Raw genomic sequence first — 25,674 nt, 5'->3', positions numbered from 1 at the left:
GACGACGCCGGAAGGTGTGTTGGGATTCACGCCTGGCCGAGTCGAAAATGACGGCTGCCGAGAACGGAGCGGAAGCGTACTTAAGTCCGTGAGCACCGCGCAGGCGGCCGTCATTTGCAGGCCGGCCTCGCCTGAACATCGACACACCTTCATTTGAAGGCGATCAGCAGATCCTTCGCATCGATCTGGTCGCCGGCCTTGACCAGCACCTCGGCGATCTCGCCGTCGCGTTCGGCATGCAGCGCGGTTTCCATTTTCATCGCCTCGATCGACAAGAGCACGTCGCCCGCCTTGACCGCCTGTCCGGCCGCCACGGCGAGCGCCGACACCACGCCGGGCATCGGTGCGCCGACATGCCCCTCATTGCCCGGCTCGGCCTTGCGGCGCGCCTTGGCGGCGGAGGCGCCATGTGCCCGGTCCGGCACCTTGACGCGGCGCGGCTGGCCGTTGAGTTCGAAGAACACGGTGACCATGCCCTTGTCGTCGACTTCGCCGAACGCCTGGCAGCGCACCACCAGGGTCTTGCCCTTCTCGATGTCGAGGAAGATCTCGTCTTCCGGCTTCATGCCGTAGAAGTAGGTAGGCGTCGGCAGCACGCTGACCGGCCCGTAGGTCTCCTGTGCGGCGGCGAAGTCGGTGAACACTTTCGGATACATCAGCCACGAGGCGAATTCGTATTCCGAGAGCTTGCGTTCGAGCTTTGTCTCGATGTCCTTGCGGCTGGCCTTGAGGTCGGCGAGCTTCAACAGCGAGCCGGGCCTGACCGTGATCGGCTTGTCCCCCTTCAGCGCCTTCTTCTGCAGCGCCGCCGGCCAACCGCCGGGCGACTGGCCGAGATCGCCGCGCAGCATCGACACGACCGAATCCGGGAAGGCGATGTCCTTGGCCGGGTTCTCGACATCGGCGACGGTGAGGTCCTGGCTCACCATCATCAGCGCCATGTCGCCGACCACCTTGGAGGACGGCGTCACCTTGACGATGTCGCCGAACATCAGGTTGACGTCGTGATAGGCCTGCGCCACCTCGTGCCAACGCGTTTCCAGCCCGAGCGAGCGCGCCTGTTCCTTGAGGTTGGTGAACTGGCCGCCCGGCATTTCGTGCAGATAGACTTCCGAGGCCGGTCCCTTGAGATCGCTCTCGAAGGCCGCGTACTGGTTGCGCACCGCCTCCCAGTAGAAGGAGACGTGGCGGATCCATTGCGGGTCGAGGCCCGGATCGCGCTCGGTGCCCTTCAGCGCCTCGACGATCGAGCCGAGGCAGGGCTGCGAGGTGTTGCCGGAGAAGGAATCCATCGCCGCGTCGATGGCATCGGCGCCGCTTTCCACCGCCGCCAGCACCGTCGCCGCCGAAAGACCCGACGTGTCGTGCGTGTGGAAATGGATCGGCAGGTCGGTGGCCTCGCGCAGCGCCTTGAACAGCACGCGGGCCGCGGCCGGCTTCAGCAGGCCGGCCATGTCCTTCACGGCGATGATGTGCGCGCCAGCGGCTTCCAGCTCCTTGGCCAGCCCGACATAATATTTGAGATCGTATTTGGCGCGGGCCGGATCGAGGATGTCGCCGGTGTAGCACATCGCCGCTTCGACCAGCTTGCCCTCGGCGCCGACGGCATCCATGGCGACCCGCATGTTCTCCACCCAGTTCAGGCAGTCGAAGACGCGAAACAGGTCGACGCCGCCGCTTGCCGCTTGGCGGACGAAATGCTGGACGACATTGTCGGGATAGTTGGTGTAGCCGACGCCGTTGGCGCCGCGCAGAAGCATCTGCAGCAGAAGGTTGGGCGCGGCCTCGCGCACTTTGCTCAGCCGCTCCCACGGATCCTCGGTGAGGAAGCGCATGGCGACGTCGAACGTCGCGCCGCCCCAGCATTCCAGCGACAAGAGCTGCGGCAGCGCACGCGCATAGGTGCCGGCGATGCCGACGATGTCATAGGTGCGCATGCGCGTGGCGAGCAGCGACTGGTGACCGTCGCGCATCGTCGTGTCGGTGACCAACACCTGGCGCTGCTCCCGCATCCAAGCGGCGAATTTCTCGGGCCCGAGCGCATCGAGCCTCTGCTTGCTGCCGTCCGGGATTTTCCCGTTGAGATAAGGCACCACCGGCGCGGCCGCATTGGCCTTCGGCATCGGCCGGCCACGCGTCTCGGGATGGCCGTTGACGCTGACATCGGCCAGATAGGTGAGCAGCTTGGTGGCGCGGTCCTGCCGCTTCACCTGCTCGAACAGCTCCGGCGTCATGTCGATGAACTTGGTCGTGTAGGAATTGTCGGCGAAGCGCGGGTGGTTGATGATCGCTTCGAGGAAAGTGAGGTTGGTGGCGACGCCCCGGATGCGGAACTCGCGCAGCGCCCGGTTCATGCGTGAGATCGCCTCGCCGGGCGTCGGCGCCCAGGCCGTCACCTTTTCGAGCAGCGGATCGTAGAAGCGGGTGATGACCGCGCCCGAATAGGCGGTGCCGCCGTCGAGCCGGATGCCGAAACCGGCCGCCTCGCGATAGGCGGTGATACGGCCATAGTCCGGGATGAAATTGTGCTCAGGATCCTCGGTGGTGATGCGGCACTGCAGCGCGTGGCCGTTGAGCCTGATCTCCTTCTGCGCCGGCACGCCCGATTGCTTGGTGCCGATGGCGAAGCCGTCGAGAATGTGGATCTGCGCCTTGACGATGTCGATGCCGGTGACCTGCTCAGTGACGGTGTGCTCGACCTGGATGCGCGGATTGACCTCGATGAAGTAGAATTTGCCGGTGTCGGCATCCTGCAGGAATTCGACCGTGCCGGCGCCGATATAGCTGGTCTCGCGCGCGATCTTGAGCGCATGGCCGCAAAGTTCCTGGCGCAGCTCTTCGCTGAGATAGGGCGCCGGCGCCCGCTCCACGACCTTCTGGTTGCGGCGCTGGATCGAGCAGTCGCGCTCGAAGAGATGCACCGCATTGCCGTGGGTGTCGCCCAGCACCTGCACTTCGACATGGCGGGCGCGCTCGATCAGCTTTTCGAGATAGACCTCATCCTTGCCGAAGGCGGCCTTCGCCTCGCGCTTGCCCTCCATCACCTCGCGCGCGAGGTCGGCTTCGGAACGGATGGCGCGCATGCCGCGTCCGCCGCCGCCCCACGAGGCCTTCAGCATCACCGGATAGCCGATTTGCGCGGCGAGCTTCTTCACCTCGTCCATGTCGTCGGGCAGCGGATCGGTCGCCGGCACGACCGGCACGCCGACCTCGATCGCCAGGTTGCGCGCGGCGACCTTGTTGCCCAGCCGGCGCATCGTTTCCGGTTTCGGGCCAATGAAGGTGATGCCGGCCGCCGCGCAGGCCTCGGCGAATTCAGGGCTTTCCGAGAGCAGGCCATAGCCGGGATGGATTGCGTCGGCGCCCGACAGCCTCGCGATCCGGATCACCTCCTCGATCGACAGGTAGCTCTCGATGGGGCCCATATCCTTGGCGAGATGCGGCCCGCGCCCGACCTGATAGCTCTCGTCGGCCTTGAAGCGGTGCAGCGAATATTTGTCCTCCTCCGCCCAGATCGCCACGGTTTTGAGACCAAGCTCGTTGGCCGCGCGGAACACGCGGATGGCGATTTCGGACCGGTTGGCGACGAGGATCTTCGTGATGGCCAAGGACTGGGCTCCAGCAGCGTAAGGGAGATGAACCGGCGCAATGATTAGCGTGAAAATGCTGCAGTGCAAACAAATTTGCGCGACAGCTAAAACGATTTAACTCGCTTGTTTGCGCCAAACCGTCATTGCCGTTCTGCCAATAGCGGCAGCCGGCGGTGGGCGGGCATTCCGGGCGCGCGGCGCGGAGCTTTCCGGCAAGCCGCAAACCCGCAAACGAAAATGCCCGGCGCAAGCGCCGGGCATCCCGAAAGTCGGCTTGAATTCGCCGGCTTATTTCTCGAAGTAGGCGTACTTGCCGTCGTCGCCCTTCTTCCATTCGTAGATGACATAGTCCGGACGGGTGATGTCGCCCTTGGCGTCGTAGCCGATGTCGCCGATCGCCGTCTTCCAGGTGTTGGCCCGGATCGTCTCGGCAACCTTCTGCGCATCGTCGGCCGAGCCGGTCTTGGCGATGGCCTGGGCGATGATCTGCACGGCGGCATAGGAGTAGAGCGTGTAGGCTTCCGGCTCGAAGCCGGCGGCGCGGAACTTCTCGACCACTTCCTTGGCAGCCGGATTCTTGCGCGGATCCGGAGCGAAGGTGTTGAGCGTGCCGGCAACGGCATCACCCGCGATCGAGGCCAGTTCGTTGGAGACGATGCCGTCACCCGAGAACAGCGGCGCCTTCAGGCCCTGGTCGGCCGACTGACGGATGATCAGGCCGGCTTCGGTGTGCAGGCCGCCCCAGTAGATGAGCGTGACGCCGTTTTCCTTCATCTTGGCGATGAGGGCCGAGAAGTCCTTGTCGCCGACATTCACGCCTTCGTACAACACTTCCTTGATGCCGTTGGCATTGAGGTTCTTCTTGGTTTCATCCGCGAGACCCTGGCCGTAAGGCGTCTTGTCGTGGACGATGGCGATCTTGGCGTCCTTGAAGTTCTTGGCGATGTAGTCGCCGGCCACCTTGCCCTGCTGGTCGTCGCGACCGCAGGTGCGGAAGGTGTTCCACATGCCGCGCTCGGTGAACTTCGGATTGGTCGCGGCCGGCGTGATCTCGAGGATGCCGTTCTCCTGATAGACTTCTGACGCCGGGATGGAGACGCCCGAATTGAAGTGGCCGTCGACATACTTGACGCCATCGGCGACGAACTTGTTGGCGACAGAGATGCCTTGCTTCGGGTCGGAGACGTCGTCACCGATCTCGAGCTTGAGCTGCTGGCCAAGGATGCCGCCCGCCGCGTTGATGTCGGCGACCGCCTGTTCCGCGCCCTTCTGCAACTGTGCGCCGAAGGCGGCGTTCGGACCAGTGACCGGACCGGCGACGCCGATCAGGATGTCAGCCCACGCGCTGCCGCTGAACGCGACGAACGCGGTCAGCGCCACGGCGGACAAAAGTGATTTTTTCATTGAAACGCTCCCATTTACGGAGTGGGCGTGGATGATACTTTCATGCGATGCCCACCCTTATCGCAGAAAGCATAGAATGCCGATTTTCAGGCACTTGTCACGCCGATTCATCCCCGAAACGGCGTAATGGTGAACGTCAAGCTTTCGGTTTCCAGCTTAACAAGGAAGCTCTTTCATAGAGCCAGTTATACTGTGTGACCATTTGGTTGGTCCGGGTGTATTGATAGCCAAGGAAACCGAAAATCATCAGCACGATGGTGTCGATGATATAGTAATGCAGCGAGAACATCGTGCCCTCGAACAAAGCGTGATGGATGAACCTGACGCCAATGCCGAGGCCGAGCATGTAGAAGAACAGCTGCAGATACGTGCTCCATGTCTGAGCCGCCGCTTTGCCTGTCATCCATGCCGCCCCGCCGCCAAGCAGGCCTGTGACGAACAGGAACTGCCAGATCGTGGCCTCTTCGTAGATGATACCCTGCATGATTGATGCCCCCAGATCTTAGCATGATCCCGAAAAGTTGCAGGCTTTTCGGAGGAAATCATGCTTCAAGAACAAAGCCTTAGAGCGGAATGACGATCCTGGGAAAGTCATCGCGCTCTAGTGATGTCCGCCTTCGAGATAGGCGGCGCGCACTTCCGGATTGGCAAGCAATTCCTTGCCGGTGCCGCTCATCGTCACATTGCCGTTGACCATGACATAACCGCGCGTCGCCAGTTTGAGCGCGCCGAAGGCGTTCTGCTCCACCAGGAACACGGTCAGCCCTTGCGTCCTGTTGAGCTCGCGGATGGCGTCGAAGATCTGCTTGACGATCAGCGGCGCGAGACCCAGCGACGGCTCGTCGAGCAAAAGCAGTTTCGGCCGCGCCATGAGCGCGCGCCCGATCGACAGCATCTGCTGCTCGCCGCCTGACAGCGTGCCGCCGCGCTGGGTGATGCGCTCTTTCAGCCGCGGGAACAGCGTGAACACCTTCTCGACGTCCTCGTCATAATGTTTGAGGTTGTCGAGACTGGCGCCCATCTGCAGGTTTTCCATCACCGTCATGCGCGGGAAGATGCGTCGTCCTTCCGGCGACTGGGCGATGCGCAGGCGGGCAATCTCGTGCGTCGGCAACTGGGTGATGTCGGTGCCGGCGAAGGTGATGGTGCCGGTTCGCGCGCGCGGAGCGCCGAAGATGGTCATCATCAGGGTCGACTTGCCGGCGCCGTTGGCGCCGATAAGCGCCACGATCTCACCCTGGTTGACCTGCACATTGACGCCGTTCAGCGCCCGGATGTTGCCGTAGTAGGTCTCGACCCCCTTAATGTCGAGCAGCGTTGTGCCGGCCATTATTTGCGCCCTCCACGCGTCGCGGGCTTGGCCGCCGCTTCCTTCGCCAGCGCCTTCGCCTGGCCGATCCAGTCTTCGCGCGCGATGCGCCCGTCAAAGGCGAGATAGGCTTCCGCCGCTTCGATGTCGGCCTGCTTCCAGGCGGCGATCTGGTCGAAATGGAAGATGCCGTGCTCGTTCAGCTTCCGCTCGTTGACCGGGCCGATGCCCTTGATGCGGATCAGGCTGTCGGCCTTGCCGCCGCGCGGCGCGTCGAGGCGGTTGGAGATGCTCGAGGCTTTTGCGGCGGGAGCCTTCGCGCCCGCCTTTGTCGACCGCGTTTTTGCTGCCGGCTTCTTCGCCGCTACCGGAGCGACAATCGGCTTGCTGGCGACTGCCGCGGCGCGCGCGTCGACCTGCGCCGCCTTCGAGGCGCCTTTCGACACCGTGACGCGCTCGCCCTCGTCGGCGTGTTCGACGCTGTCGGAAACCGGCCCCGCCATCATCGACGCGGAGCTGCCGGGCCCATGCGCGGAATCGGGGCCGGTATCGAGCTGCTCGATCACGTCCTCGTCGCCGACCTCGGTCAGCACCGTCTCGACCTCTTCGTCGTCGACGCCGAGATAGGCTGCGATGACGCGCGGATCGGTGCGCACCGACTGCGGATTGCCGTCGGAAATTTTGCGGCCGTATTCGAGCACCACGACATGATCGGAGATCTGCATCACCACCGACATGTCGTGCTCGATGAGCAGGATCGATGTGCCGGTACTTTTGATATCCATCAACAGCTCGTTGAGCGCGGCCGATTCCTTCGGATTGAGGCCGGCGGCCGGCTCGTCGAGGCACAGGAGCTCCGGCCCCGTGCACATGGCCCGCGCGATCTCCAGGCGCCGCTGGGCGCCATAGGGCAGGTCGCCGGCGGGATCGTCGGCACGATCGACGAGATCGGCCTTCTCCAGCCAGTGCCTGGCGAGCTCGATCGATTCGGCCGATGCCTGTCGATAGCTCGGGAAGCCGAACAGGCCGAGGAAGGTGTAGCCCGATGCCTTCATTAGCTTGTTGTGCTGCGCGACCAGAAGGTTCTCGAGCAACGTCATGCCGGAGAACAGGCGGATGTTCTGGAAGGTGCGCGCCACCTTGGCGCGCGCCGGGATCTCGTGGTTGGGCAGGCGCTCGAGCAGATAGGTCGAGCCGTCTCCCCGGTTCAGGGTGATCATGCCTTCCGACGGTTTATAGAAACCGGTGATGCAGTTGAACACCGTGGTCTTGCCCGCGCCGTTCGGTCCGATCAGCGCGGTGATCTCGCCGCGCCTGGCCTGGAACGACAGGTCGCCGATCGCGACTAGGCCGCCGAACTTCATCGACAGATGCTCGACCTGCAGGATGAAATCGTTCGAGGAAGGGGTCGCGTTCATCAGCCGTGGCCCTCCTTGGTGAACGAGGCCGAGACCGCTCTTCGTTCCTTGAGGAAGGCCGTGGGCTCGCGGCTGCCGACGAAGCCGCGCGGCTTCCACAGCATGACGATCACCATGGCCATGCCGAACAGGAGCATGCGGTAGAGTTCGGGCGTGAAGTCCGGTCCGAACACAGCTTTGAGGAAGTCGAGCTCGCGCAGGATCTCGGTGCCGCCGATCATCACCAGCGCCGCCACCGCGATGCCGCCCAGCGAACCCATGCCGCCGAGCACGACGATGGCGAGGATGATCGCCGATTCCAGGAAGACGAAGGATTCAGGGCTGACGAAGCCTTGCCGCGCGGCGAAGAAGGAGCCGGCGAAGCCGCCGAACATGGCGCCGGTGGCGAATGCCGTCAGCTTGGTGGTGGTCGTGTTGATGCCGAGCGAGCGGCAGGCGATCTCGTCCTCGCGCAACGCTTCCCAGGCGCGGCCGACAGGCAGGCGGCGAAGCCTGATGGTGACGAAGGCGGTGAGCAGGCACAGCGCCAGAGCGAGATAATAGAGGAAGATCTTGTAGTAGGCGCCCGATTGAGCGATGTGCAGAACCTTGGCGATGTAGTTCGGATCGGAAACGTTGAACGACATCAGGCCGAAGAACGAGACTTTCGGAATACCGGAGATCCCGGCCGAACCGTTGGTCACTTCGCGCCAGTTGATCAACACGAGCCGGATGATCTCGCCAAAGGCGAGCGTGACGATCGCAAGATAGTCGCCGCGCAATCGTAGCACCGGAAATCCGAGCATGACGCCCCAGAAGGCGGCCATGCAGCCGGCCGCCGGCAGCAGGATCCAGAAGGACAGGCCGAAATGCGTGCCGAGCAGCGCGTAGGCATAGGCGCCGACGGCATAGAAGGCGACATAACCGAGATCAAGCAGGCCGGCCAGCCCGATGACGATGTTCAGCCCCCAAGCCAGCATCACATAGATGAGGATCTGGATGCCAAAATTGTCGACCCATTTGAGCGAGCCCTGGAAGCCGAACAGCAGCACCATCGCCACGGGGTAGAGGATGAGGATGGCCAGGCCGATTTTGTTGAAATTCTGCCGCACGAAGCTCGGTTCGGCCGCGATGGCCGGCGCCTGCACCCGCGCTTTTTCGGCCTTGGACCGCTCCATCGCCGGCACGGCGTAGGCAATATAGAGGAAACGTCCAACGGCAACGGCAATGACGACCAGTGCAAGCAGCCCCCAGCGCTGCACCAGGATCAGTTCATTGCTGATGTTCTGGTCGGTCCTGAGACCGATGAACAGCACGAACAGTCCAAGCGAAATGGCGCCGGCGTAAAGCGCCTCGCGGAAAGCACGTTGGATGGGAGTAGCGACGGCGTCGCGCTCCGAAGACACGGTAGCGGCCATGAGGATCAGACCTTTTCGACTTCAGGCCGGCCGAGGATGCCGGAGGGCAGGAAGATCAGCACGATCGCCAGGATCGAGAAAGCGGCGACGTCCTTGTAGTCGATCGAGAAATAGGCCGACCACATGCTCTCGATGAAGCCGATCAGCAACCCGCCGAGCACAGCGCCCGGCAGCGACCCGATGCCGCCGAGCACCGCCGCCGTGAAGGCTTTCACGCCCGGCACGAAGCCGTCCGAGAACACCACGACGCCGTAATACATCAGGAACAGCGTGCCTGCGACGGCCGCAAGGGCCGCGCCCATGATGAAGGTGATGGAGATGGTGCGGTCGACGTCGATACCGAGCAGCGCCGCCATCTTGCGGTCCTGCTCGCAGGCGCGCTGCGCCCGCCCGAGCGCGGTCCGGTTGACGAGGTACCAGAAGATCGCCAGCAATATGACGGTGACGATCACGATGATGATCTGCTTCAGCGAGATGCTGATGCCGTCGATCGTGTAGACCTGGCTGACCAGCGGCGGGATCGGCTTGTTGCGCGGGCCCTGCGTGACCTGCACGAAGTTGGACAACGCGATCGACATGCCGATGGCGGTGATCAGCGGCGCCAGGCGGAAGGAGCCGCGCAGGGGCCGGTAGGCCACCTTCTCGATGGTCCAGTTGTAGAGGCTGGTGAGAAGCATCGCCACGATCATCATGATCAGAAGCGCCACCACGACCGGCACCGAGTAGAACAGCGCGCCGAGGATCAGGAAGACGATGAGCGCGGTGAAGGCGCCGATCATGAAGATGTCGCCATGGGCGAAATTGATCATGCCGATGATGCCGTAGACCATCGTATAGCCGATCGCGATCAGTCCATAGATCGATCCCAGCGTCAGCCCGTTGATAAGCTGCTGGACGAAATATTGCATATTTATGCGGCTCCCCTGGAATGTCGCCTTTCAGGACGCATTCCTTTTCGTATTTCCCCTAGTCGTAAAGTTTCGAGCCCGGATTGCAACGTGATTTTTCAATCGCTCCGCGTGGTTTGGAAGCACGCGCCCGATTGCCCGTTTTTTCACATCCGACCCCTGGACTATCGCGGACCCTATCATTGGCACAACGCAATGTCTTTGACGATTCAACCTTATGATGAGCCTCCTGTCGAAGGAATCAGCGTCAAAATAAGTTGATGAGAAGAATCCTTGCACGAACCGAAGCATGCGGCTTTGCGCCGCCGCATCTTCCGCAAGGTCAAGATTTTGCCTTGTGTGACGGCCATGTGACGGCGGGCCGCCCTCGATGGATACGCCTCTTCAAAATAGAAGAGCCTTGAAGCAAAGTCTCGGGAAGCAGAGCCTGCCTGTCCATTGAGATTGTGTTTTCAATCCCCTCGAGCCACGGATGAAGACGCCCGCCGGCACCATGTCGCCTGGGCGGTCGGCCCGAGGCCTGAGTGTATCCCGGCCGACCCTGTCACGTCACGATGAACCCATGCGCGAATGGATCGCGGTCGTCGATGAAGATGGTGTTCAACCCGGTCATCCGTGCCCAGCCGCCGATCGAGGGAATGATCGCCGGCTTGCCGGCCACGCTGACCTCCTTTTCGACCCTGCCCTTGAACAGCGAGCCGATGATCGATTCATGTACGAAACTGTCGCCTTCCTTGAGCCTGCCCTTGGCATGGAGCTGCGCCATGCGTGCCGAGGTGCCGGTGCCACAAGGCGAGCGGTCGATCGCCTTGTCGCCATAGAAGACCGCGTTGCGCGCATCGGCCTCGGCATGTTTTGGCTTGCCGGTCCACAGCATGTGCGACAGCCGGTTGATGCCGGGATTCTCCGGATGCACGAAGGAGTATTTCTCGTTGAGGCGCTGGCGCACCACCGGGCTCCAGGCGATGAGGTCGCCCGCCGAATAATCGGCCATGTCGCGATAATTCTTTTGCGGCTCGACGATGGCGTAGAAATTGCCGCCATAGGCGACGTCGACGCTGATCTCGCCGAGCACCGGGCATTCGACGGTCAGGCCTTCGGCATAGAGGAATGAGGGCACATTGGTGATGCGCACCTCCTCGACATATTCGCCAAGCTGCTTGTATTCGGCGATGACGAGGCCGGCCGGCGTGTCGAGCCTCAAGACGCCCGGCGTCTTCGGCTTCACCAGCCCGTGCTCGATCGCCATCGTCACCGTGCCGATCGTCCCATGGCCGCACATCGGCAGGCAGCCCGACGTCTCGATGAACAGGATGGCGATATCGCAATCCTCGCGCGTCGGCGGATAGAGGATAGAGCCCGACATCACGTCATGGCCGCGCGGCTCGAACATCAGTCCGGTGCGGATCCAGTCATATTCGGCCAGAAAATGCGCCCGTCGCTCCATCATCGTCGAGCCCTCGAGCAGCGGCCCACCGCCGGCGACCAGGCGCACCGGGTTGCCGCAGGTGTGGCCGTCGATGCAGAAGAAGGATTTTTTCGCCATGATGCACTCTTTTCAGAAACGCTGCGGACTGAAGGGCGTGAGATCGAGCGGCAGAGTCTGCCCGAGAACGACATCGCGGATCAAGCGGCCGGTCGCCGCCGACTGGGTGAGGCCGAGATGGCCGTGGCCGAAGGCATAATAGACATTCGGCGCGCGCGCCGCGCCGATGACCGGCAATGAATCCGGCAGCGACGGGCGGAAACCCATCCATTCGCGGCCGCCGGACGGATCGAGCCCGGGCAGAAAACGCTTCGCCTTCTCCAGCATCGCCTTGGAACGCGCGAAGTTGGGCGGCCTCTCGATGCCGCCGAGCTCCACGGCCCCGCCGACGCGCAGGCCGGTTTCGAGCGGCGTAATGACGAAGCCATGCCCGGAAAAGATCAGCTGCCGCTTCACGTCGAAAGCCGACGCCGGCAGCGTCGTGTTGTAGCCGCGCTCGGTTTCGAGCGGGATGCGGTCGCCGAGAGCCCTTGCCAGGAGGTGGGACCAGGCGCCCGCGGCGATCAGGAGCTTCTTCGCCGTCCGCCTGGTACCGTCGGCAAGCACGATCGTGGCGCCGTTTGCGCCAGCCTCGATGCGCTCGACCCGCGCATGCTCGAACCGTGCGTCGAGCTTTTCAGCATAGGCCCAGACCGCCTTGCCGAGCAGCTTGGGATCGGCGACCGTCTTCCATCCCGGCACGAAGGTGCCCTTGACGAAGCGCGGCGAAAGACCCGGCTGGAGCGCGGCCATCTCCTCGCCCTCGACATGGCGGAAGCCGATGCCGAAACGCTGGCGCTCGCCCCAGCCGGGCAGCGAGGCGCGGAACTCCGCCTCGCTCTCATAGAATTCCAGCGAGCCGTCCTCGCGCAGCATCGGCCGCGTGCCGGAGCGGTCGAGCAGCCCCATCCATTCGGCTTCGGCGAGCTTCATCATGCCCGCCTGCGTGGCGAGGCTCGTCTCGTAGTGCTTCGCCGCACCCGCCCGCCAGAAGCGGATCAGCCAGGGCAGGAGCTTGGGCAGATAGGCCGGCGGAATGGCCAACGGCCCGAGCGGATCGGCGAGCCATTTCGGCAATTGCCGGATCATTCCCTTATGCGCCAGCGGCAGCACGTCGGAGAAGGCGAAGGCGGCGGCATTGCCGGAGCTCGTCTCCTCGCAGACCCCCGTGCGGTCGAAGACGGTGACGCTGCGTCCCGCTTCGGACAGGAAGGCCGCGGCGCAGATGCCTATGATGCCGCCACCGATAATGGCGATGTCTTCCCCTTTTCCCCGTTCACGGGGGTGAGGAGTGTTCCGCGTAGCGGGCGGAAAGCCAGTTGCTTGGCTTTCCGAATGACGAACGCCCGCAGCGACAGCGGCGGGCCGCGGCGCCCGAAGGGCGGATGAGGGGCGGCGCCCCTCCTCGGAATTTTCCTGCACGCGAACCCTGCCTCTTACTCGGCTGCCGCCATTCTCTCCACTGGTCGAGAAAGATCCGACGGCAGCATCGGCCGCACCGCCAGCGCATCCCGGACGATCTTCTCGACCGCCTCGCGGCGTTCGCCCGACAGCGGCTGGCGCGGCATGCGCACGCGGTCATTGGTACCGATCGCCAGCACTTCGGCAAGCTTGATGTTTTGGACCAGATAGGTCGAGACATCGAGGTCGAGCAAGGGCCGGAACCAGCGGTAGATCGTCAGCGCCTCGTCACGGCGGCCCTGCCGCATCAGCTGATAGATGGCGACCGTCTCGCGCGGAAAGGCGGTGACCAGTCCGGCGACCCAGCCGATTGCGCCGACCGACAGTGCCTCGAAGGCAAGGTTGTCGACGCCGGTGAAGAGGTCGTAGCGGTCGCCGAAGCGGTTGATGATCTCGGTCGAGCGGCGGATGTCGTCGGAGGATTCCTTGATGGCGACGAAGCGCTTGTCGGATGCCAGCTCCTCCATCAGCTCGACGGTTACGTCGACGCGATAGGCAAGCCGGTTGGAGTAGATCATCACCGGCAGGTCGCCGGCTTCCGCGACAGCGCGAAGCGCCGAGACGGTTTCCTGCGGGTTGGTGTGGTAGATCGGGCTCGGCACCACCATCAGCCCGTCGGCGCCTTCCTTGGCGGCGCGCCTGGCAATAGCAGCCGCCTCGCGCGTGCCGGGCTCGTTGACGGTCAAGAGCACCGGCTTCTTGCCGGCGACTGTCTGCGCCGTTTTCAGCACCTCGATCTTCTCGTCATGCGACAGCATCGGCCCCTCGCCGAGCGAGCCGCAGACGATGATGCCGTCGCAGCCGGCCTCCATCTGCAGCGAATAGCAGCGCTCCATCTCGGCATGGTCGAGGCGGTCGTCGGCGGCGAATTTGGTCGTGACGGCGGGGAAAACTCCGGCCCACATGGCTGTCTCTCCAATTGATATATCAGTCGTATATCTAATAAGAGCTGGCTCGTCAATGCTGAATCCGTTATGATATATGAAAAATATATCAGGAGCCGGCCATTGATCTCCCCGCTGATATCCGCTGATGCCAACGCGACCTTCGAGCCGGCGGCGACCAAGGCCTATCGCGCGCTGGAGCACATGATCGTCACGCTCGAGCTGGCGCCGTCGAGCTTCGTCACCGAAGGCGCGCTGATCGACCGGCTGGGTCTCGGACGCACGCCGGTGCGCGAAGCGATCCAGCGGCTCGCCTGGGAAGGACTTCTCGACATCAGGCCTCGCGCGGGGATCGCGGTCGCGCCGCTTCACGCCGGCGACTGGCTGCGGGTGCTGGATGCACGGCGCGGCATCGAGGTCGTGCTCGCCCGCTCGGCCGCCCGCTTCGTCACCCGCGAGGCCGCCGACCTGTTCCACGAGGCGGCTCTGGCGATGCAGAAGGCGGTGATCTCGGGCAACGTGCTTGCCTTCATCCAGGCCGACAAGGCGCTCGACGAAGCGCTGGCGATCGCCGCCGACAACCACTTCGCGGCGCGTGTCGCCGCCCCCTTGCAGACCCACAGCCGCCGCTTCTGGTATCGCTACAAGGCCGATACCGGGCTGGCCGAATCGGCCGAGCACCACGTCGCGTTGATCCGCTCTATCCTCGACGGTGACGAGGAAGCCGCCGCCAAGGATGCCAAGAAACTGATGGCGCTGCTGCGCGGCCACGCCGAAGTCGCCGCCACGCGGTAGGGCAATTTCAGATAACTGCGACGCCGGTTGTCCGGCCACCGCATTTTCAAAAAACGCTGTCGTTTTCAGGCGCCTGGCATCGCCGCGGTGATCGTCGGGCTATCCCAGCCCTCGCCCACGGAGAGCACGCAACTCTGGCCCTTGGTGTCGGACGCGAGCACCGTCCAGCTTCCTTGATCCGAGACAAAGATCTCGAGCACGACGTTCGGGTTGATCAGGCCGCGTCCGGCCTCGGTTTCGTGGAACTTGTCGCCAAGCGCCTTGATGATATCGGCCCGCGCCGCGCATTGCGCCGCCGCGCTCGCCGGCGCGGCTCCAGCGATCATCCCCGCCGCCGCCAATAGTGCTGCCGCAAAAAATCGTGTCATCTGACACCTCCTCGCGCCAGACGAGAACCCCGGCTTGACCGGCGCTGCTTGGTTGCCTGCACGCATGGCAGGAATACAGCCTAAGGCAGATGGTGGTCTGTTGGTTCCATCACACGGCTATGGAATTATTAGAAGGTACGGATGCTCTCAACGTGACGCGCCTCGAACCACGCACCTTGAGTTGCGCCGCCGCGATGACGGCAGCAAGAAAGGCGATAGGTTGACCCGGCATAAAGAAAAAAGCGCGATTTGCACCGCGCTTTTTTCAATGCCCGCTTGAAGGCGGTCCGCTCAGTACATCGTCGGGATGACGAACTCCGCGCCGTCCTTGATGCCCGACGGCCAGCGCGAGGTGACCGTCTTGGTCTTGGTGTAGAAGCGGAACGCATCCGGGCCATGCTGGTTGAGGTCGCCGAAGGACGACGCCTTCCAGCCGCCGAACGTGTAATAGGCGATCGGAACCGGGATCGGCACGTTGATGCCGACCATGCCGACCTGGACGCGCGAGGCGAAGTCACGCGCGGCGTCGCCGTCGCGGGTGAAGATGGCGACGCCGTTGCCCATCTCGTGGTCGTTGGCGAGCTTGATGGCGTCCTCATAGCGCGGCGCGCGCACCACCGAGAGCACCGGCCCGAAGATTTCTTCCTTGTAGATGCGCATGTCGGCGGTGACATTGTCGAACAGGCAGCCGCCCATATAGTAGCCGTTCTCATAGCCCTGCATCTTGAAGCCGCGGCCGTCGACGACGAGCTTGGCACCTTCCTTGACGCCGATATCGACATAACCCTTCACGCGCTCCAGCGCTTGCGCCGTCACCAGCGGGCCGAAATCGGCGGACGAATCCGTCGAGGGGCCGACCTTCAGGCTTTCGACGCGCGGCACCAGCTTTTCCATGAGCCGGTTGGCGGTGTCGTTGCCGACCGGGACCGCCACCGAGATCGCCATGCAGCGCTCGCCGGCCGAGCCGTAGCCGGCGCCGATGAGGGCGTCGACCGTCTGGTCCATGTCGGCGTCGGGCATGATGATCATGTGGTTCTTGGCACCGCCGAAGCACTGCACGCGCTTGCCCGAGGCGGTGCCGCGCGAATAGATGTAATGCGCGATCGGCGTCGAGCCGACGAAGCCGATGGCCTTGATGTCCGGATCGTCGAGGATGGCGTCGACCACTTCCTTGTCGCCGTTGACGACGTTGAGGATACCGGCCGGGAGGCCGGCCTCGATGAAGAGCTCGGCAATGCGGATCGGCACGCCCGGATCGCGCTCCGAGGGCTTCAGGATGAAGGCGTTGCCGCAGGCGATGGCCGGAGCGATCTTCCACAGCGGGATCATGGCCGGGAAGTTGAACGGGGTGATGCCGGCGACGACGCCCAGCGGCTGGCGCATCGAATAGACGTCGATGCCGGGGCCGGCGCCGTCGGTGAACTCGCCCTTCATCATATGCGGCGCGCCGATGCAGACCTCGACCACTTCGAGGCCGCGCTGGATGTCGCCGCGCGCATCGGCGATGGTCTTGCCGTGCTCGCGCGCCAGGATGTCGGCCAGCTCGTCATAGTCGCGCTGGACCAGCTCGAGGAACTTCATCAGCACGCGCACGCGGCGCTGCGGGTTGGTGGCCGCCCATTTCGGCTGCGCCGCCTTGGCGTTCTCGACCGCGGCGCGCAGTTCCGCCTGCGAGGCTAAAGCCACCGTGCCGCGCACGGAGCCGTCCATCGGCTGCATCACATCCTGCTTGCGCCCGCTGGTGCCGGCGACACGCTTGCCGCCGATGAAATGACCGTATTCGATCATGGTTCTCTCCCTGTCTTGGTGATGATCCCATTGTCCGCTTTCGCGGCCGCGATGGCAACGCGAGGAAGATCGCAACCGTTGTGCGGAAAATAGACAACGACAGCGCAGTGTGCATTAATTGTCGCAATACCTCCCGCGAGGATTTCTCAGGTTGAGTCTTGTCACGCCCCCCTCTGGCCTGCCGGCCATCTCCCCCTCTAGGGGGGAGATCAGCAGCTTCGCCGGCAGCACCTTCTTCCGCATCGGCGATTGGCGAAAACCGGCGCGACATCTGATCTCCTCCCTGAAAGGGGAGATGTCCGGCAGGACAGAGGGGGGCGCGAAGGAACGCGACCTAGATAATCACAGAACGGGCTCCGTCCATGAACTGGGATGACGTCCGCATCTTCCTGGCCGTGGCGCGTGCCGGGCAGATCCTCGGCGCGGCCAAACGCCTGGAGCTCAACCACGCTACCGTCTCGCGCCGCATCGCCGCGCTGGAGGAGGCGCTTCGCACGAAACTCTTCCGCCGCCTGACTACCGGCAGCGAGCTGACGCCGGCCGGCGAGCGCTTCCTCGACATCGCCGAGCGCATGGAAGGCGACATGATCGCCGCGCGCTCGACCATTGCCGGCGAAGGCGACGACGTTTCGGGCACGGTACGCATCGGCGCGCCGGACGGCTTCGGCGTCGCTTTCCTGGCAAAGCGGCTGGGCGAACTGACCGCTCTGCACCGTGAGCTCACCATCCAGCTGGTGCCGGTGCCGCGCTCCTTCTCGCTGTCGCGCCGCGAGGCCGATATCGCGATCACCGTCGAGCGTCCGACCGAAGGCCGGCTGGTGGCCGGCAAGCTGGTCGACTACACGCTCGGCCTCTTCGCCTCCCGCAGCTATGCCGAAGCCAACGGCCTGCCAAAAACGCCGGCCGAGCTCGGCCGGCACACGCTGATCGGCTATGTGCCGGACCTCATCGTCAGCCCCTCGCTCGACTATGCCGCCGAATTCAGCCCCGAATGGCGCACCAGCTTCGCCATCTCCTCGGCGCTCGGCCAGGCCGAAGCGGTGCGCTCCGGCGCCGGCATCGGTATCCTGCACACGTTCGTCGCCCGTTCGATGCCGGAGCTGGTGTCGGTCGACATCGTCGCGCCCATCCGCCGCGCCTACTGGCTGGTCTATCACGAATCGGTGCGGCCGCTGCGCCGCGTGCAGTTGGTTGCCAACTTCATCACCAAGGCGGTGGAACGCGAGCGCGGCCTTTTTGTCTAGAGCAATTCCCGGAAAAGTGTGAGCGGTTTTCCGTCCGGAATTGCTTAAAAACAAAGAGATAGAGCATGATCCCGAAAAGTGGAAACCGGCTTTCGGAGAAAGATCATGCTCCAACAAAGAGTTAGATCGTGAGGGCGATTCAACGAAACGCCATCACGATCTAATCCGCGTCGAGCACGAAGGAGCTCACGATCTTCTCGGCCTCGTCCGCAAGCGGCGCCCATTTCCGCTTTATCTCTTCGGAGCTGTCGCCCGCGACGCAATCGACAAAGCCGTAATGCGAGTTGCGCAGCGTCAGCGCGATGCGGGAATGGCCGTAGAAGCTGACATTTTCGTCGGCATAATGGAATCCATGTCGCCTATGCGCACCGGATAGCCGTCCGGGAAATGCGCCAGCCTGTCCTGGCGGAAGGCGGCCGACTGATAAGCGACTCCGACCATGGTCTGCCAATTGCTCACCTGCCAATCTTCCTCCATGAATGCCCTGACGTCGGGTGGATTGTCAGGAGCGGTCGGATCATAGGCATTTTCCGACACGCGGCAGGTGAGTCCTTGTTCGCCGGATTTGATCTTGAGCCGAATGGTGTCGTCAAAAGCGGTTTCGCTCGCCCATTCCTCGGGATAGGTCAGCGAAAAGCCGTGCTCCCTATCGTGAACGGCCTTGTCCGCGGCAAGCGCCGCCGCGGCGCAGGTCAGATATGCGGCCGCCGTCGCCAAAAGAAAAAGGAGCATTCGAAGGTCCCTCGCTGCCGCCGATCCTATCACAGGCAGTTGGTCGTCGCCGCCTTGCCTCCGCCACAAATTCAGCCACTGTGGCACCAGCGCGCCTGGCCATGTCGTGACCGGGCGCCAGAGCAATTCTAGGAATTGCGTCAGAACAAAGAGATAGAGCGGTTCGCCGTGAAACGGTGAAACGCTCTGGGGGACAATCTTCGGAACGCCGGCGGAGAAATGCGAGCCGTTCTTGCCATTCTGCCGCTGCTTTTCCTGTCGGACTGCGCCAATCCCTGGGCGAAGGTTCCGGAAGCGGAGCTGCCGAAGCCGATCCGCTATGCCATGTCGCGCCCGTCACCTTTCGTCATCGGCAATTATTGCGGCCCGGGCACGCGCACCGGCGATCTGTCGGCAAGGCCGGTCGACCGTCTCGATGCCGCGTGCCGGCTCCATGATGCCTGTTACATTGCAAGGCACGATCATTGCGACTGCGACGGCGCGCTTGTCGCCTCCGCCAGGAAGATCCGCGACGACCGGACGGCGCCGCGCAAAATGCGCAGCGAGGCCGAGTTGCTGATCGCCACTTTCGCGTTTCCCGTCTGCAGGATCTTTCCGCAGGGCTTCCTGCCGCCGCGCGATCCTGCCCAGCTCAAGGCCATGAACGGGGCGGCCGGATGAGCTTCAGACCGGCCCTCGCCAAGGCATTGCTTGGACTGGCGCTGGCGGCATTTGCCGGTTGCGCCGGCATGCCGGGGCATTCGGCCTGCGCCTTCTTCCCAAGCGACGAAGCTTGCGGCCATCTGCCCGTCTCGGCGGACAGCAGCGGCGCGGAGATCGCCGGAGCCCACTACGTCGCGAGCGACGGCGACAGCGCCTACGAGAAACAGTTCCAGGCGCTGCTCGCCCAAAGCCGCCTCGATGCGCTCGACCGCGCCAACGGCACCGGCCGCTTCGGCCGCGACTGGCGCGATGTCCAGAACAGCGGCTTTCATGCGACCTATCCGGCGCTGCAACGCTTGGCCAGACTGCTCGACGACACTGAATTCGCGCCGACACAAGGCAAGCCGGGCGAAGGCCGGTTCGCCGGCCGCTGGCGCATGTCGCGGCAGACGCTCTATCTCGATGCCGCCGCGCGGCCCTTGGCGCCCAAGACCTTCAGCTTCTCCGGCCTTGAGGCGCGCTCGGTCGAGATCGTGCTGCGCCAGGCCGGCCGACAGCCCGTCGACATCGCCGGCGCCTGCAACGGCCCGCTCGCGATCCGCGCATCGGGCCGATCCACCACGCTCGCCAAGGCCGCGCCATTCCATTTCAGCCTGCCGGCCGCCGAAACCTCGGTCAGCCTGTTTCCGGACCAAGCGCTGACCCGCTGCGATCTTCGCATCACCTCGACCCTGGCCCCGGCAGGCGCGCCGCTGACGCTGCTGCGGGAGGAGAGCGCCGATCCCTGGATAGCGTGGCTCGACAGCCGCTACGACCGCTGCCCGGTGCCCGACCCGGCGGGTATGGAGGAGCTCGACCGCGCCTTCTATGCCGGCCGCTGGCTGTCGCAGACCTGCGCGCTGCCATTGGGATCGCCGACCCTGCTGCGCAAATCGCGCGACGGCTTCAACGCGAAGGTCGAAGCCCTACTCGGCAAGACGCTGCCGGACAGCGCCTTCGACAAGGCTGATCCCGAGCTGCCGCTCGATTTCTCCAACGCGCCGAAACTCAGACTGATCTATCTGTCGTCGCTCGAGTTCAAGGCGGACTTCTCCGGCCGCATCATGGAGCGGCTGATCCGCCACCATGCGGCGCAGGGCGCCAAGGTGCGCATCCTGGTCACCGACGTGCTGGAGCGGGAGAAGGACGACGCCATGCTGCACCGGCTGGCGGCGGAATTCCCCAATGTCGAGTTGCAGGAATATCGCTGGCAGGCCGATCACGGCGCGCCGATCGACGAGCAGCTATCACAGCTGCACAAGACCCATCACATCAAGATGCTGGCGACGCTGGCCGAACAGCCCGGTCGCTCGCGCGTCATCATCGGCGGCCGCAACATCCATGACGGTTTTCTGTTCCACAAGCCGGTCGACCTGACCCGCTATCCGGAGCTTGAACAATACGGCAAGACCGACGGCTTCTCGCTGAACTACTATTCCAACTGGAGCGACTTCGACATCGAGATCGCCGACCCGGCGACCGTCGAGACGCTGGCCGCGCATCTGTCGACCATCTGGCTGCGCGATGCCGACACCAATCTGTCGCGGCCGTTCTCCATTCCGGTTCGCTCCATAGCTGCCCCGCGCGGCGTGGCGCGGCATTTCATTTCCGTGCCCTACGAGGACGGGCACGCGCTGGAGGCCTATTTCGTCGAACTGATCGACACCGCCGAGCAGCGCATCGAAATCGTCAATCCCTACCTCAACCTAACGCCCGACATCGCTCGGGCCTTCGACCGGGCGCTGGCCAGGGGCGTGAAGATCGATGTCGTCGGCCGCATCGACCTCAAAGGTGATATTGGCGGCCGGTTCCTCACCGCGCTCAACAAGCTGTTCGTCGAGAAATATGGCGACCGCATCAACATCCGCGAGTTCAAGGCGCCGGATGTCGTGCTGCATTCCAAGATCATGATGATCGACGAAAGGCTGGTCGCCATCTCGTCGGTCAACCTTAACAACCGCAGCTTCTTCCACGACTCGGAGAACGGCATGGTCGTGCTCGATCCGGCCTTCTATCGCCGCATGAAGCCGGTCTATGACGATTACCTCGCCCATTCGCGCCCGGTCGCCACCAATGTCACGATCGGCTGGGCCTACCGGCTGCTGTTCAGCGACAGCTGGGTCCGGGAGGCGTTCTGAACGCCGCCGCCCGACATAAATTAAGGTGTGTTGAGATTCAGGTCAGGCCGAGCCGAAAATGACGATCTGCGAGAACCGGAGCGGAGCGTACTTGAAATACGTGAGCACCGGAAGCGCAGGAGATCGGCATTTGCAGGCCGGCCTCACCTGAATATCAGCGCACCTTAAATGGGCTTCAGATACCGCTCCGGGCTCAGATCGCGCGCGTTGATCTCGGGCACCCGGTTGGACATGATGTCGGCCAGCACCTTGGCCGAGCCGCAGGCCATGGTCCAGCCGAGCGTGCCGTGACCGGTGTTGAGGTAGAGGTTGGCGACCTCGCTCAGTCCGACCAAGGGCGGCCCGTCCGGCGTCATCGGCCGCAAGCCGCACCAGAAGCTCGCCGCCTTGAGATCGCCGCCGCCGGGAAAGAGATCGCCGACCGAGTGTTCGAGCGTGCGGCGGCGCGATTCATGCAGGCGAAGGTCATAGCCCGAAATCTCCGCCGTGCCGCCGACGCGGATACGATCGCCGAGCCTGGTGATCGCCACCTTGTAGGTCTCGTCCATGACGGTCGACACCGGCGCGGCGTCGGCATTGGTGATCGGCACGGTGATCGAATAGCCCTTGACCGGATAGACCGGAATCGGCCGCCCCAGCGTGCGCATGAATTGCGCCGAATAGCTGCCCATTGCCATCACGAACGCGTCCGCGGTTTTCCATCCGGTATCGGTGAGCACATTGGTGAGGCGGTTGCGGTTCCTGACAATGCGCCGGATGGTCGAGCCATATTCGAAGGTGACGCCGCGCGCCACGCAGAGTTCGGCGAGCTTGTTGGTGAACATCTTGCAGTCGCCGGTCTCGTCGCCCGGAAGCCTGAGGCCGCCGACGAACTTGTCGCGCACCGCCGCAAGCGCCGGCTCGGCGGCGACACAGCCGTCGCGGTCGAGGATCTCGTAGGGCACGCCGTATTTCTTCAGCACCTCGACATCGCCGCCGGTGCCGTCGAGCTGCTTCTGTTTGCGGAAGAGCTGCAGCGTGCCCTTGGCCCGTTCGTCATAGGTGATGCCGGTCGCCTCGCGCAGCGCCTTCAGCGTGTCGCGACTGTATTCGGCCAAGGGCACCATGCGCGACTTGTTGAGCGCATAGCGCTCGGCCGTGCAGTTGCGCAGCATCTTGAGGAGCCAGGTCCACATATGCGGGTCGAAGGCCGGTCGCACGACAAGCGGGCCGTATTTCATCAGCAGCCATTTCACGGCCTTGACCGGGATGCCCGGCCCGGCCCAGGGCGAGGCATAACCCGGCGACACCTCGCCGGCATTGGCGAAGCTGGTTTCGAGCGCCGGCCCGGGCTGGCGATCGTAGACGGTCACTTCATGACCGGCCTCGGTGAGGAAGTATGCGGTGGTGACCCCGATCACGCCGCCGCCCAGCACGATGACTTTCATTCTATGCTCCCTCAAAGGCCGATCATGCCGCCGAAGGGCCCGGATCGTCCCCCTCTGTCTGCCGGATTTTGCCGCGCCCGCCAAGGGACCAGTCAGCGGCGGGCGCGCTGTGGACCAGCTTGAGGATATGGCGTTCGGCGGCGCGGTCCTTTGCTTCCCGCCGCGCGGCCTCCGGCTGATAAGCCACATCCTCGAGAAGGACCTCCTCGGCAGGGCCGCCGGGCCGCTCGACCAGCGCCGATTGACCTGCCTTCATGCCAAGCAGGCAGAGGCCGTGCCATGTGGCGACCGGCAGGCCGGAGCCGACAGGAGCGGATGCTTCGGCCTGCACCAGGGTCCGTGTTTGCGATGAGCCGCCGCCGACGCGGAAAATCACCCGGCTGTTGAGCGTGGCAAGGTCGGGCTCGACGGCCCCCGTCGCAATGACGCGGCTTTCGGCGAGCTTGCGTTCGAGCATCGGCGCGATCGGATCGGCAAACGCGCGACGGCGCATCAGCATCGCCTCGATCACCGCGAAGTCCTTGGCGGTGAGACGGTAGACGGTCCTGGTCATGGCGCCCTCCGCGTTTGTTCGACGGCGCCGATCGTTGCCGAGAGGACCCGGCTGTCGCGGCTGCGCCAGGAAACCGTACGTCCGGCCCGCGCGCCGATCAGCGCGGTTCCAAGCGGCGTCAGCACCGATATGCGTCTTTCGGCGATGTCGGCCTCCGCCGGATAGACCAGCGTCACCGTCTGAGTGCCTCCCTCCGGATCCTGAAGCGTCACGGTCGAGCCCATCCGCACCACGTCGGCGGGCATTGCCGCCTCGTTTGCGACCCTGGCGCGATCCATCTCGGCAAGCAGGTCCTCGGCCATATCGGGCGTACGGTCGAGAAAAGCCCTGGCGAGACTGCTCAGCCGGTCGTGATCCGCCGTGCTGACAAGGATGGTGTTTCGCGAACGCGATTGCGTTGCCGCATGCATGGCACACCTCATGTGCTGGCGCATCGGTTCCGGATGCGCGCAAGCCGCCACGATTAAGGCGGCGAACAAAGCCTGGCCGCAAGGACCGCAGGCTCGATGAAAATGTCAGGAATTAAACGCCCCGGTTCACGCGGCCGCCGGCATTGGCGGCCACGCCGGGGCTACGCTCCCGCGATGGGGCAAACCCTGAAGCAGGTTTTGGTATAAGCGAGGTTGCTCATGCCCCGAACCTTGCCGAGAAGCACCGGCTTGTCAAGCAAGGCGCCTGCCTCAACCACCTGTGTAGCGGCGGTGAAAGCGCGCACCCAGGCTGGTCAATATCTCGTAGCCGATCGTGCCGGCGTGGCCTGCCGCATCGTCGACGCTTTGCGAGGGACCGATGAGCTCGACGAGATCGCCCTCGCCGAGCCGGCCGGCGGGAAGCGCCGAGATGTCGAGGATGATCGAGTCCATCGACACGCGGCCGACGAAGGGCAACCGCACGCCCTCGAACCAGGCGGCCGAAGCGGCGCGCCGGTGCCAGCCGTCGCCATATCCCAGCGAGATGGTCGCCAGCCTGAGCGGCCGGTCTGCCCGGTTGGTATGGCCGTAGCCGATGCCCGTGCCGGCGCCGATCTCGCGCGTTTGCGCCACCTTGGCATCCAGCCGTATCGCCGGCAGCATCGGGTTGGGTGCGTAGGGCGTCGGGTTGACGCCGTAAAGCGCAGCCCCCGGGCGAGCAAGCTCGTGGTGATATTCCGGTCCGAGGAAGATGCCGGACGAGTTGGCTAAGGATGCGGGCGCTGCAGGCAGCATCTTGCGCAACCGCTCGAATTCGCGCCGCTGCTCCTCGTTGGCCGCCTGCTGCGGCTCGTCGGCGCGGGCGAGATGGCTCATCACGAAGCGGACGTCGATGCCGTTAAAGGCACCCGCTTCGCCGGCGAGCGCCTCGACGTCCGCCGGCGCCATGCCGAGCCGTGCCATGCCGCTGTCGACCTGGATGGCGGCAGGCAGGTTCCGGGCTGCATCCCGCGCCGTCCCGCGCCAGGCCTTCAGTTGAACGGGACTGTTGATGACCGGGCAAAGCCCGGCCGCCAGCGCTTCCGGCTCCGAACCCGGAGGCAGTCCGTTCAGCACGAAGATATCCGGCCCCGGCCCGATCGCCTTGCGCAGCGCGATGCCCTCGCCGAGCAGCGCGACGAAGAAGATGTCGCAGCCTTCTTTCGCCAGCGCCGAAGCCACTTGGGCGGCGCCGAGTCCATAGCCGTCGGCCTTGAGCACGCCGGCGCAGCGGACGCCGTTCAGCCGCGCCTTCAGCCGGCGGTAGTTTTCACGGATGGCGCCAAGCTCGATCGTCAGGATCGCGCCCGCGGCCGCCTCGCTGACCGGCTGGCCGCCGATCGCGTCGTATCTCGTCAAAGCACGGCTGGCGTCATCATCCATGGCGACTTCCCATCTTTACGTCGACAATCAGTAGAATTCTAACATTGACGCAGCAACTGCCCTGAAGCTGTCGAGATTCAGGTCAGGCCGAGTCGGAGTCGAAGACGGGCGCGAAGCGACCAAAGTGGGTGGCTTCGAGAACCGGAGCGGAGCGTATTTGAAGTACGTGAGCACCGGAGGCGCAGGAAGCCGGCATTTGCAGGCCGGCCTCACCTGAATA

Annotated in this window: 21 protein-coding genes; 4 read left to right on the top strand and 17 right to left on the bottom strand. The window is 64.1% G+C overall.

Annotated features, from left to right (window positions below):
• Positions 1 to 149: 149 nt before the first annotated feature.
• From pyc to FJW06_RS14065, 10 genes are all read right to left on the bottom strand, one after another.
• On the bottom strand, positions 150 to 3,608 hold the full coding sequence (gene pyc, locus FJW06_RS14110) for a pyruvate carboxylase (RefSeq protein WP_140752634.1): 3,459 nt from the start codon (positions 3,606 to 3,608) through the stop codon (positions 150 to 152).
• A 270-nt stretch (positions 3,609 to 3,878) separates the two neighbouring features.
• Complete coding sequence (locus FJW06_RS14105) at positions 3,879 to 4,994, bottom strand: branched-chain amino acid ABC transporter substrate-binding protein (RefSeq protein WP_140752632.1); 1,116 nt, start codon at positions 4,992 to 4,994, stop codon at positions 3,879 to 3,881.
• A 136-nt stretch (positions 4,995 to 5,130) separates the two neighbouring features.
• Positions 5,131 to 5,478 (bottom strand): DUF6867 family protein, encoded by a 348-nt coding sequence (locus tag FJW06_RS14100; RefSeq protein WP_140752630.1) that lies wholly within the window; start codon positions 5,476 to 5,478, stop codon positions 5,131 to 5,133.
• Between the two features lie 117 nt (positions 5,479 to 5,595).
• Positions 5,596 to 6,324: an ABC transporter ATP-binding protein gene (locus tag FJW06_RS14095; protein WP_140752628.1), complete on the bottom strand. Its 729-nt coding sequence runs from the start codon at positions 6,322 to 6,324 to the stop codon at positions 5,596 to 5,598.
• A complete protein-coding gene (locus FJW06_RS14090; RefSeq protein ID WP_140752626.1) occupies positions 6,324 to 7,721 on the bottom strand; it encodes an ATP-binding cassette domain-containing protein in 1,398 nt (465 codons plus the stop codon). The genes FJW06_RS14095 and FJW06_RS14090 overlap by 1 nt, the downstream gene beginning before the upstream one ends.
• A complete protein-coding gene (gene livM, locus FJW06_RS14085) occupies positions 7,721 to 9,118 on the bottom strand; it encodes a high-affinity branched-chain amino acid ABC transporter permease LivM (protein WP_140752624.1) in 1,398 nt (465 codons plus the stop codon). Before livM ends, FJW06_RS14090 begins: the two co-directional genes overlap by 1 nt.
• Before the next feature lie 5 nt (positions 9,119 to 9,123).
• Positions 9,124 to 10,026 carry a branched-chain amino acid ABC transporter permease LivH gene (locus tag FJW06_RS14080; RefSeq protein WP_140752622.1) on the bottom strand — a complete coding sequence of 301 codons (903 nt, stop codon included), beginning with the start codon at positions 10,024 to 10,026 and terminating at the stop codon, positions 9,124 to 9,126.
• Between the two features lie 544 nt (positions 10,027 to 10,570).
• Positions 10,571 to 11,572 carry a 4-hydroxyproline epimerase gene (locus tag FJW06_RS14075; RefSeq protein ID WP_140752620.1) on the bottom strand — a complete coding sequence of 334 codons (1,002 nt, stop codon included), beginning with the start codon at positions 11,570 to 11,572 and terminating at the stop codon, positions 10,571 to 10,573.
• 12 nt (positions 11,573 to 11,584) lie between these two features.
• Positions 11,585 to 12,808, bottom strand: a complete 1,224-nt coding sequence (locus tag FJW06_RS14070) for an FAD-binding oxidoreductase (protein WP_140752852.1) — start codon at positions 12,806 to 12,808, stop codon at positions 11,585 to 11,587.
• Between the two features lie 179 nt (positions 12,809 to 12,987).
• Entirely contained in the window at positions 12,988 to 13,917 is a 930-nt protein-coding gene (locus FJW06_RS14065) for a dihydrodipicolinate synthase family protein (protein ID WP_140752618.1), read from the bottom strand.
• A 69-nt stretch (positions 13,918 to 13,986) separates the two neighbouring features.
• On the opposite strand from FJW06_RS14065, the gene FJW06_RS14060 reads away from it, so the two are divergent.
• On the top strand, positions 13,987 to 14,691 hold the full coding sequence (locus FJW06_RS14060) for a GntR family transcriptional regulator (protein WP_246674609.1): 705 nt from the start codon (positions 13,987 to 13,989) through the stop codon (positions 14,689 to 14,691).
• A gap of 65 nt (positions 14,692 to 14,756) precedes the next feature.
• Here FJW06_RS14060 and FJW06_RS14055 read toward each other — a convergent pair whose 3' ends face one another.
• Complete coding sequence (locus tag FJW06_RS14055; RefSeq protein WP_140752616.1) at positions 14,757 to 15,059, bottom strand: hypothetical protein; 303 nt, start codon at positions 15,057 to 15,059, stop codon at positions 14,757 to 14,759.
• A 291-nt stretch (positions 15,060 to 15,350) separates the two neighbouring features.
• Complete coding sequence (locus tag FJW06_RS14050; RefSeq protein WP_140752614.1) at positions 15,351 to 16,847, bottom strand: CoA-acylating methylmalonate-semialdehyde dehydrogenase; 1,497 nt, start codon at positions 16,845 to 16,847, stop codon at positions 15,351 to 15,353.
• A 362-nt stretch (positions 16,848 to 17,209) separates the two neighbouring features.
• Between FJW06_RS14050 and FJW06_RS14040 the strand changes: the two genes are divergently transcribed.
• Positions 17,210 to 18,091: a LysR family transcriptional regulator gene (locus FJW06_RS14040; protein WP_140752612.1), complete on the top strand. Its 882-nt coding sequence runs from the start codon at positions 17,210 to 17,212 to the stop codon at positions 18,089 to 18,091.
• Positions 18,092 to 18,385: 294 nt separating this feature from the next.
• On the opposite strand, the gene FJW06_RS14035 is transcribed toward FJW06_RS14040, so the two are convergent.
• The gene (locus tag FJW06_RS14035) at positions 18,386 to 18,823 is read right to left on the bottom strand and encodes a hypothetical protein (RefSeq protein ID WP_246674608.1); all 438 of its coding nucleotides are present in this window, start codon (positions 18,821 to 18,823) and stop codon (positions 18,386 to 18,388) included.
• A gap of 219 nt (positions 18,824 to 19,042) precedes the next feature.
• On the opposite strand from FJW06_RS14035, the gene FJW06_RS14030 reads away from it, so the two are divergent.
• Both FJW06_RS14030 and FJW06_RS14025 read left to right on the top strand, forming a co-directional pair.
• The gene (locus FJW06_RS14030; RefSeq protein WP_140752610.1) at positions 19,043 to 19,483 is read left to right on the top strand and encodes a hypothetical protein; all 441 of its coding nucleotides are present in this window, start codon (positions 19,043 to 19,045) and stop codon (positions 19,481 to 19,483) included.
• Positions 19,480 to 21,642 (top strand): phosphatidylserine/phosphatidylglycerophosphate/cardiolipin synthase family protein, encoded by a 2,163-nt coding sequence (locus FJW06_RS14025; protein ID WP_140752608.1) that lies wholly within the window; start codon positions 19,480 to 19,482, stop codon positions 21,640 to 21,642. The genes FJW06_RS14030 and FJW06_RS14025 overlap by 4 nt, the downstream gene beginning before the upstream one ends.
• Before the next feature lie 164 nt (positions 21,643 to 21,806).
• Here the strand turns inward: FJW06_RS14025 and FJW06_RS14020 are convergent, their stop codons facing one another.
• The 4 genes from FJW06_RS14020 to alr all read right to left on the bottom strand — a co-directional run bounded on the left by FJW06_RS14020 (position 21,807) and on the right by alr (position 25,454).
• Positions 21,807 to 23,153, bottom strand: coding sequence for a D-amino acid dehydrogenase (locus FJW06_RS14020; protein WP_348644033.1), 1,347 nt, complete (start codon positions 23,151 to 23,153; stop codon positions 21,807 to 21,809).
• Positions 23,092 to 23,622, bottom strand: coding sequence for a nucleoside-diphosphate kinase (locus tag FJW06_RS14015; RefSeq protein WP_140752604.1), 531 nt, complete (start codon positions 23,620 to 23,622; stop codon positions 23,092 to 23,094). Before FJW06_RS14015 ends, FJW06_RS14020 begins: the two co-directional genes overlap by 62 nt.
• Positions 23,619 to 24,032: a nucleoside diphosphate kinase regulator gene (gene rnk, locus FJW06_RS14010; protein ID WP_140752602.1), complete on the bottom strand. Its 414-nt coding sequence runs from the start codon at positions 24,030 to 24,032 to the stop codon at positions 23,619 to 23,621. Before rnk ends, FJW06_RS14015 begins: the two co-directional genes overlap by 4 nt.
• A gap of 270 nt (positions 24,033 to 24,302) precedes the next feature.
• Entirely contained in the window at positions 24,303 to 25,454 is a 1,152-nt protein-coding gene (gene alr / locus FJW06_RS14005) for an alanine racemase (RefSeq protein WP_140752600.1), read from the bottom strand.
• Between the last annotated feature and the right edge of the window lie 220 nt (positions 25,455 to 25,674).

The organism is Mesorhizobium sp. B4-1-3 (genome assembly GCF_006439355.1).
Lineage (GTDB): Bacteria > Pseudomonadota > Alphaproteobacteria > Rhizobiales > Rhizobiaceae > Mesorhizobium.
Note: the sequence above shows the minus strand (reverse complement) of the source record. Positions and strands in the feature narration are given on the sequence as shown.

What these genes read in the sequence shown, in the direction of transcription:
- FJW06_RS14105 (WP_140752632.1), bottom strand. Translation starts at nt 4,994, where the DNA reads ATGAAAAAATCACTTTTGTCCGCCGTGGCGCTGACCGCGTTCGTCGCG.
- FJW06_RS14100 (WP_140752630.1), bottom strand. Translation starts at nt 5,478, where the DNA reads ATGCAGGGTATCATCTACGAAGAGGCCACGATCTGGCAGTTCCTGTTC.
- FJW06_RS14095 (WP_140752628.1), bottom strand. Translation starts at nt 6,324, where the DNA reads ATGGCCGGCACAACGCTGCTCGACATTAAGGGGGTCGAGACCTACTAC.
- FJW06_RS14090 (WP_140752626.1), bottom strand. Translation starts at nt 7,721, where the DNA reads ATGAACGCGACCCCTTCCTCGAACGATTTCATCCTGCAGGTCGAGCAT.
- livM (WP_140752624.1), bottom strand. Translation starts at nt 9,118, where the DNA reads ATGGCCGCTACCGTGTCTTCGGAGCGCGACGCCGTCGCTACTCCCATC.
- FJW06_RS14080 (WP_140752622.1), bottom strand. Translation starts at nt 10,026, where the DNA reads ATGCAATATTTCGTCCAGCAGCTTATCAACGGGCTGACGCTGGGATCG.
- FJW06_RS14075 (WP_140752620.1), bottom strand. Translation starts at nt 11,572, where the DNA reads ATGGCGAAAAAATCCTTCTTCTGCATCGACGGCCACACCTGCGGCAAC.
- FJW06_RS14065 (WP_140752618.1), bottom strand. Translation starts at nt 13,917, where the DNA reads ATGTGGGCCGGAGTTTTCCCCGCCGTCACGACCAAATTCGCCGCCGAC.
- FJW06_RS14060 (WP_246674609.1), top strand. Translation starts at nt 13,987, where the DNA reads ATGATATATGAAAAATATATCAGGAGCCGGCCATTGATCTCCCCGCTG.
- FJW06_RS14055 (WP_140752616.1), bottom strand. Translation starts at nt 15,059, where the DNA reads ATGACACGATTTTTTGCGGCAGCACTATTGGCGGCGGCGGGGATGATC.
- FJW06_RS14050 (WP_140752614.1), bottom strand. Translation starts at nt 16,847, where the DNA reads ATGATCGAATACGGTCATTTCATCGGCGGCAAGCGTGTCGCCGGCACC.
- FJW06_RS14040 (WP_140752612.1), top strand. Translation starts at nt 17,210, where the DNA reads ATGAACTGGGATGACGTCCGCATCTTCCTGGCCGTGGCGCGTGCCGGG.
- FJW06_RS14035 (WP_246674608.1), bottom strand. Translation starts at nt 18,823, where the DNA reads ATGCTCCTTTTTCTTTTGGCGACGGCGGCCGCATATCTGACCTGCGCC.
- FJW06_RS14030 (WP_140752610.1), top strand. Translation starts at nt 19,043, where the DNA reads ATGCGAGCCGTTCTTGCCATTCTGCCGCTGCTTTTCCTGTCGGACTGC.
- FJW06_RS14025 (WP_140752608.1), top strand. Translation starts at nt 19,480, where the DNA reads ATGAGCTTCAGACCGGCCCTCGCCAAGGCATTGCTTGGACTGGCGCTG.
- FJW06_RS14015 (WP_140752604.1), bottom strand. Translation starts at nt 23,622, where the DNA reads ATGACCAGGACCGTCTACCGTCTCACCGCCAAGGACTTCGCGGTGATC.
- rnk (WP_140752602.1), bottom strand. Translation starts at nt 24,032, where the DNA reads ATGCATGCGGCAACGCAATCGCGTTCGCGAAACACCATCCTTGTCAGC.
- alr (WP_140752600.1), bottom strand. Translation starts at nt 25,454, where the DNA reads ATGGATGATGACGCCAGCCGTGCTTTGACGAGATACGACGCGATCGGC.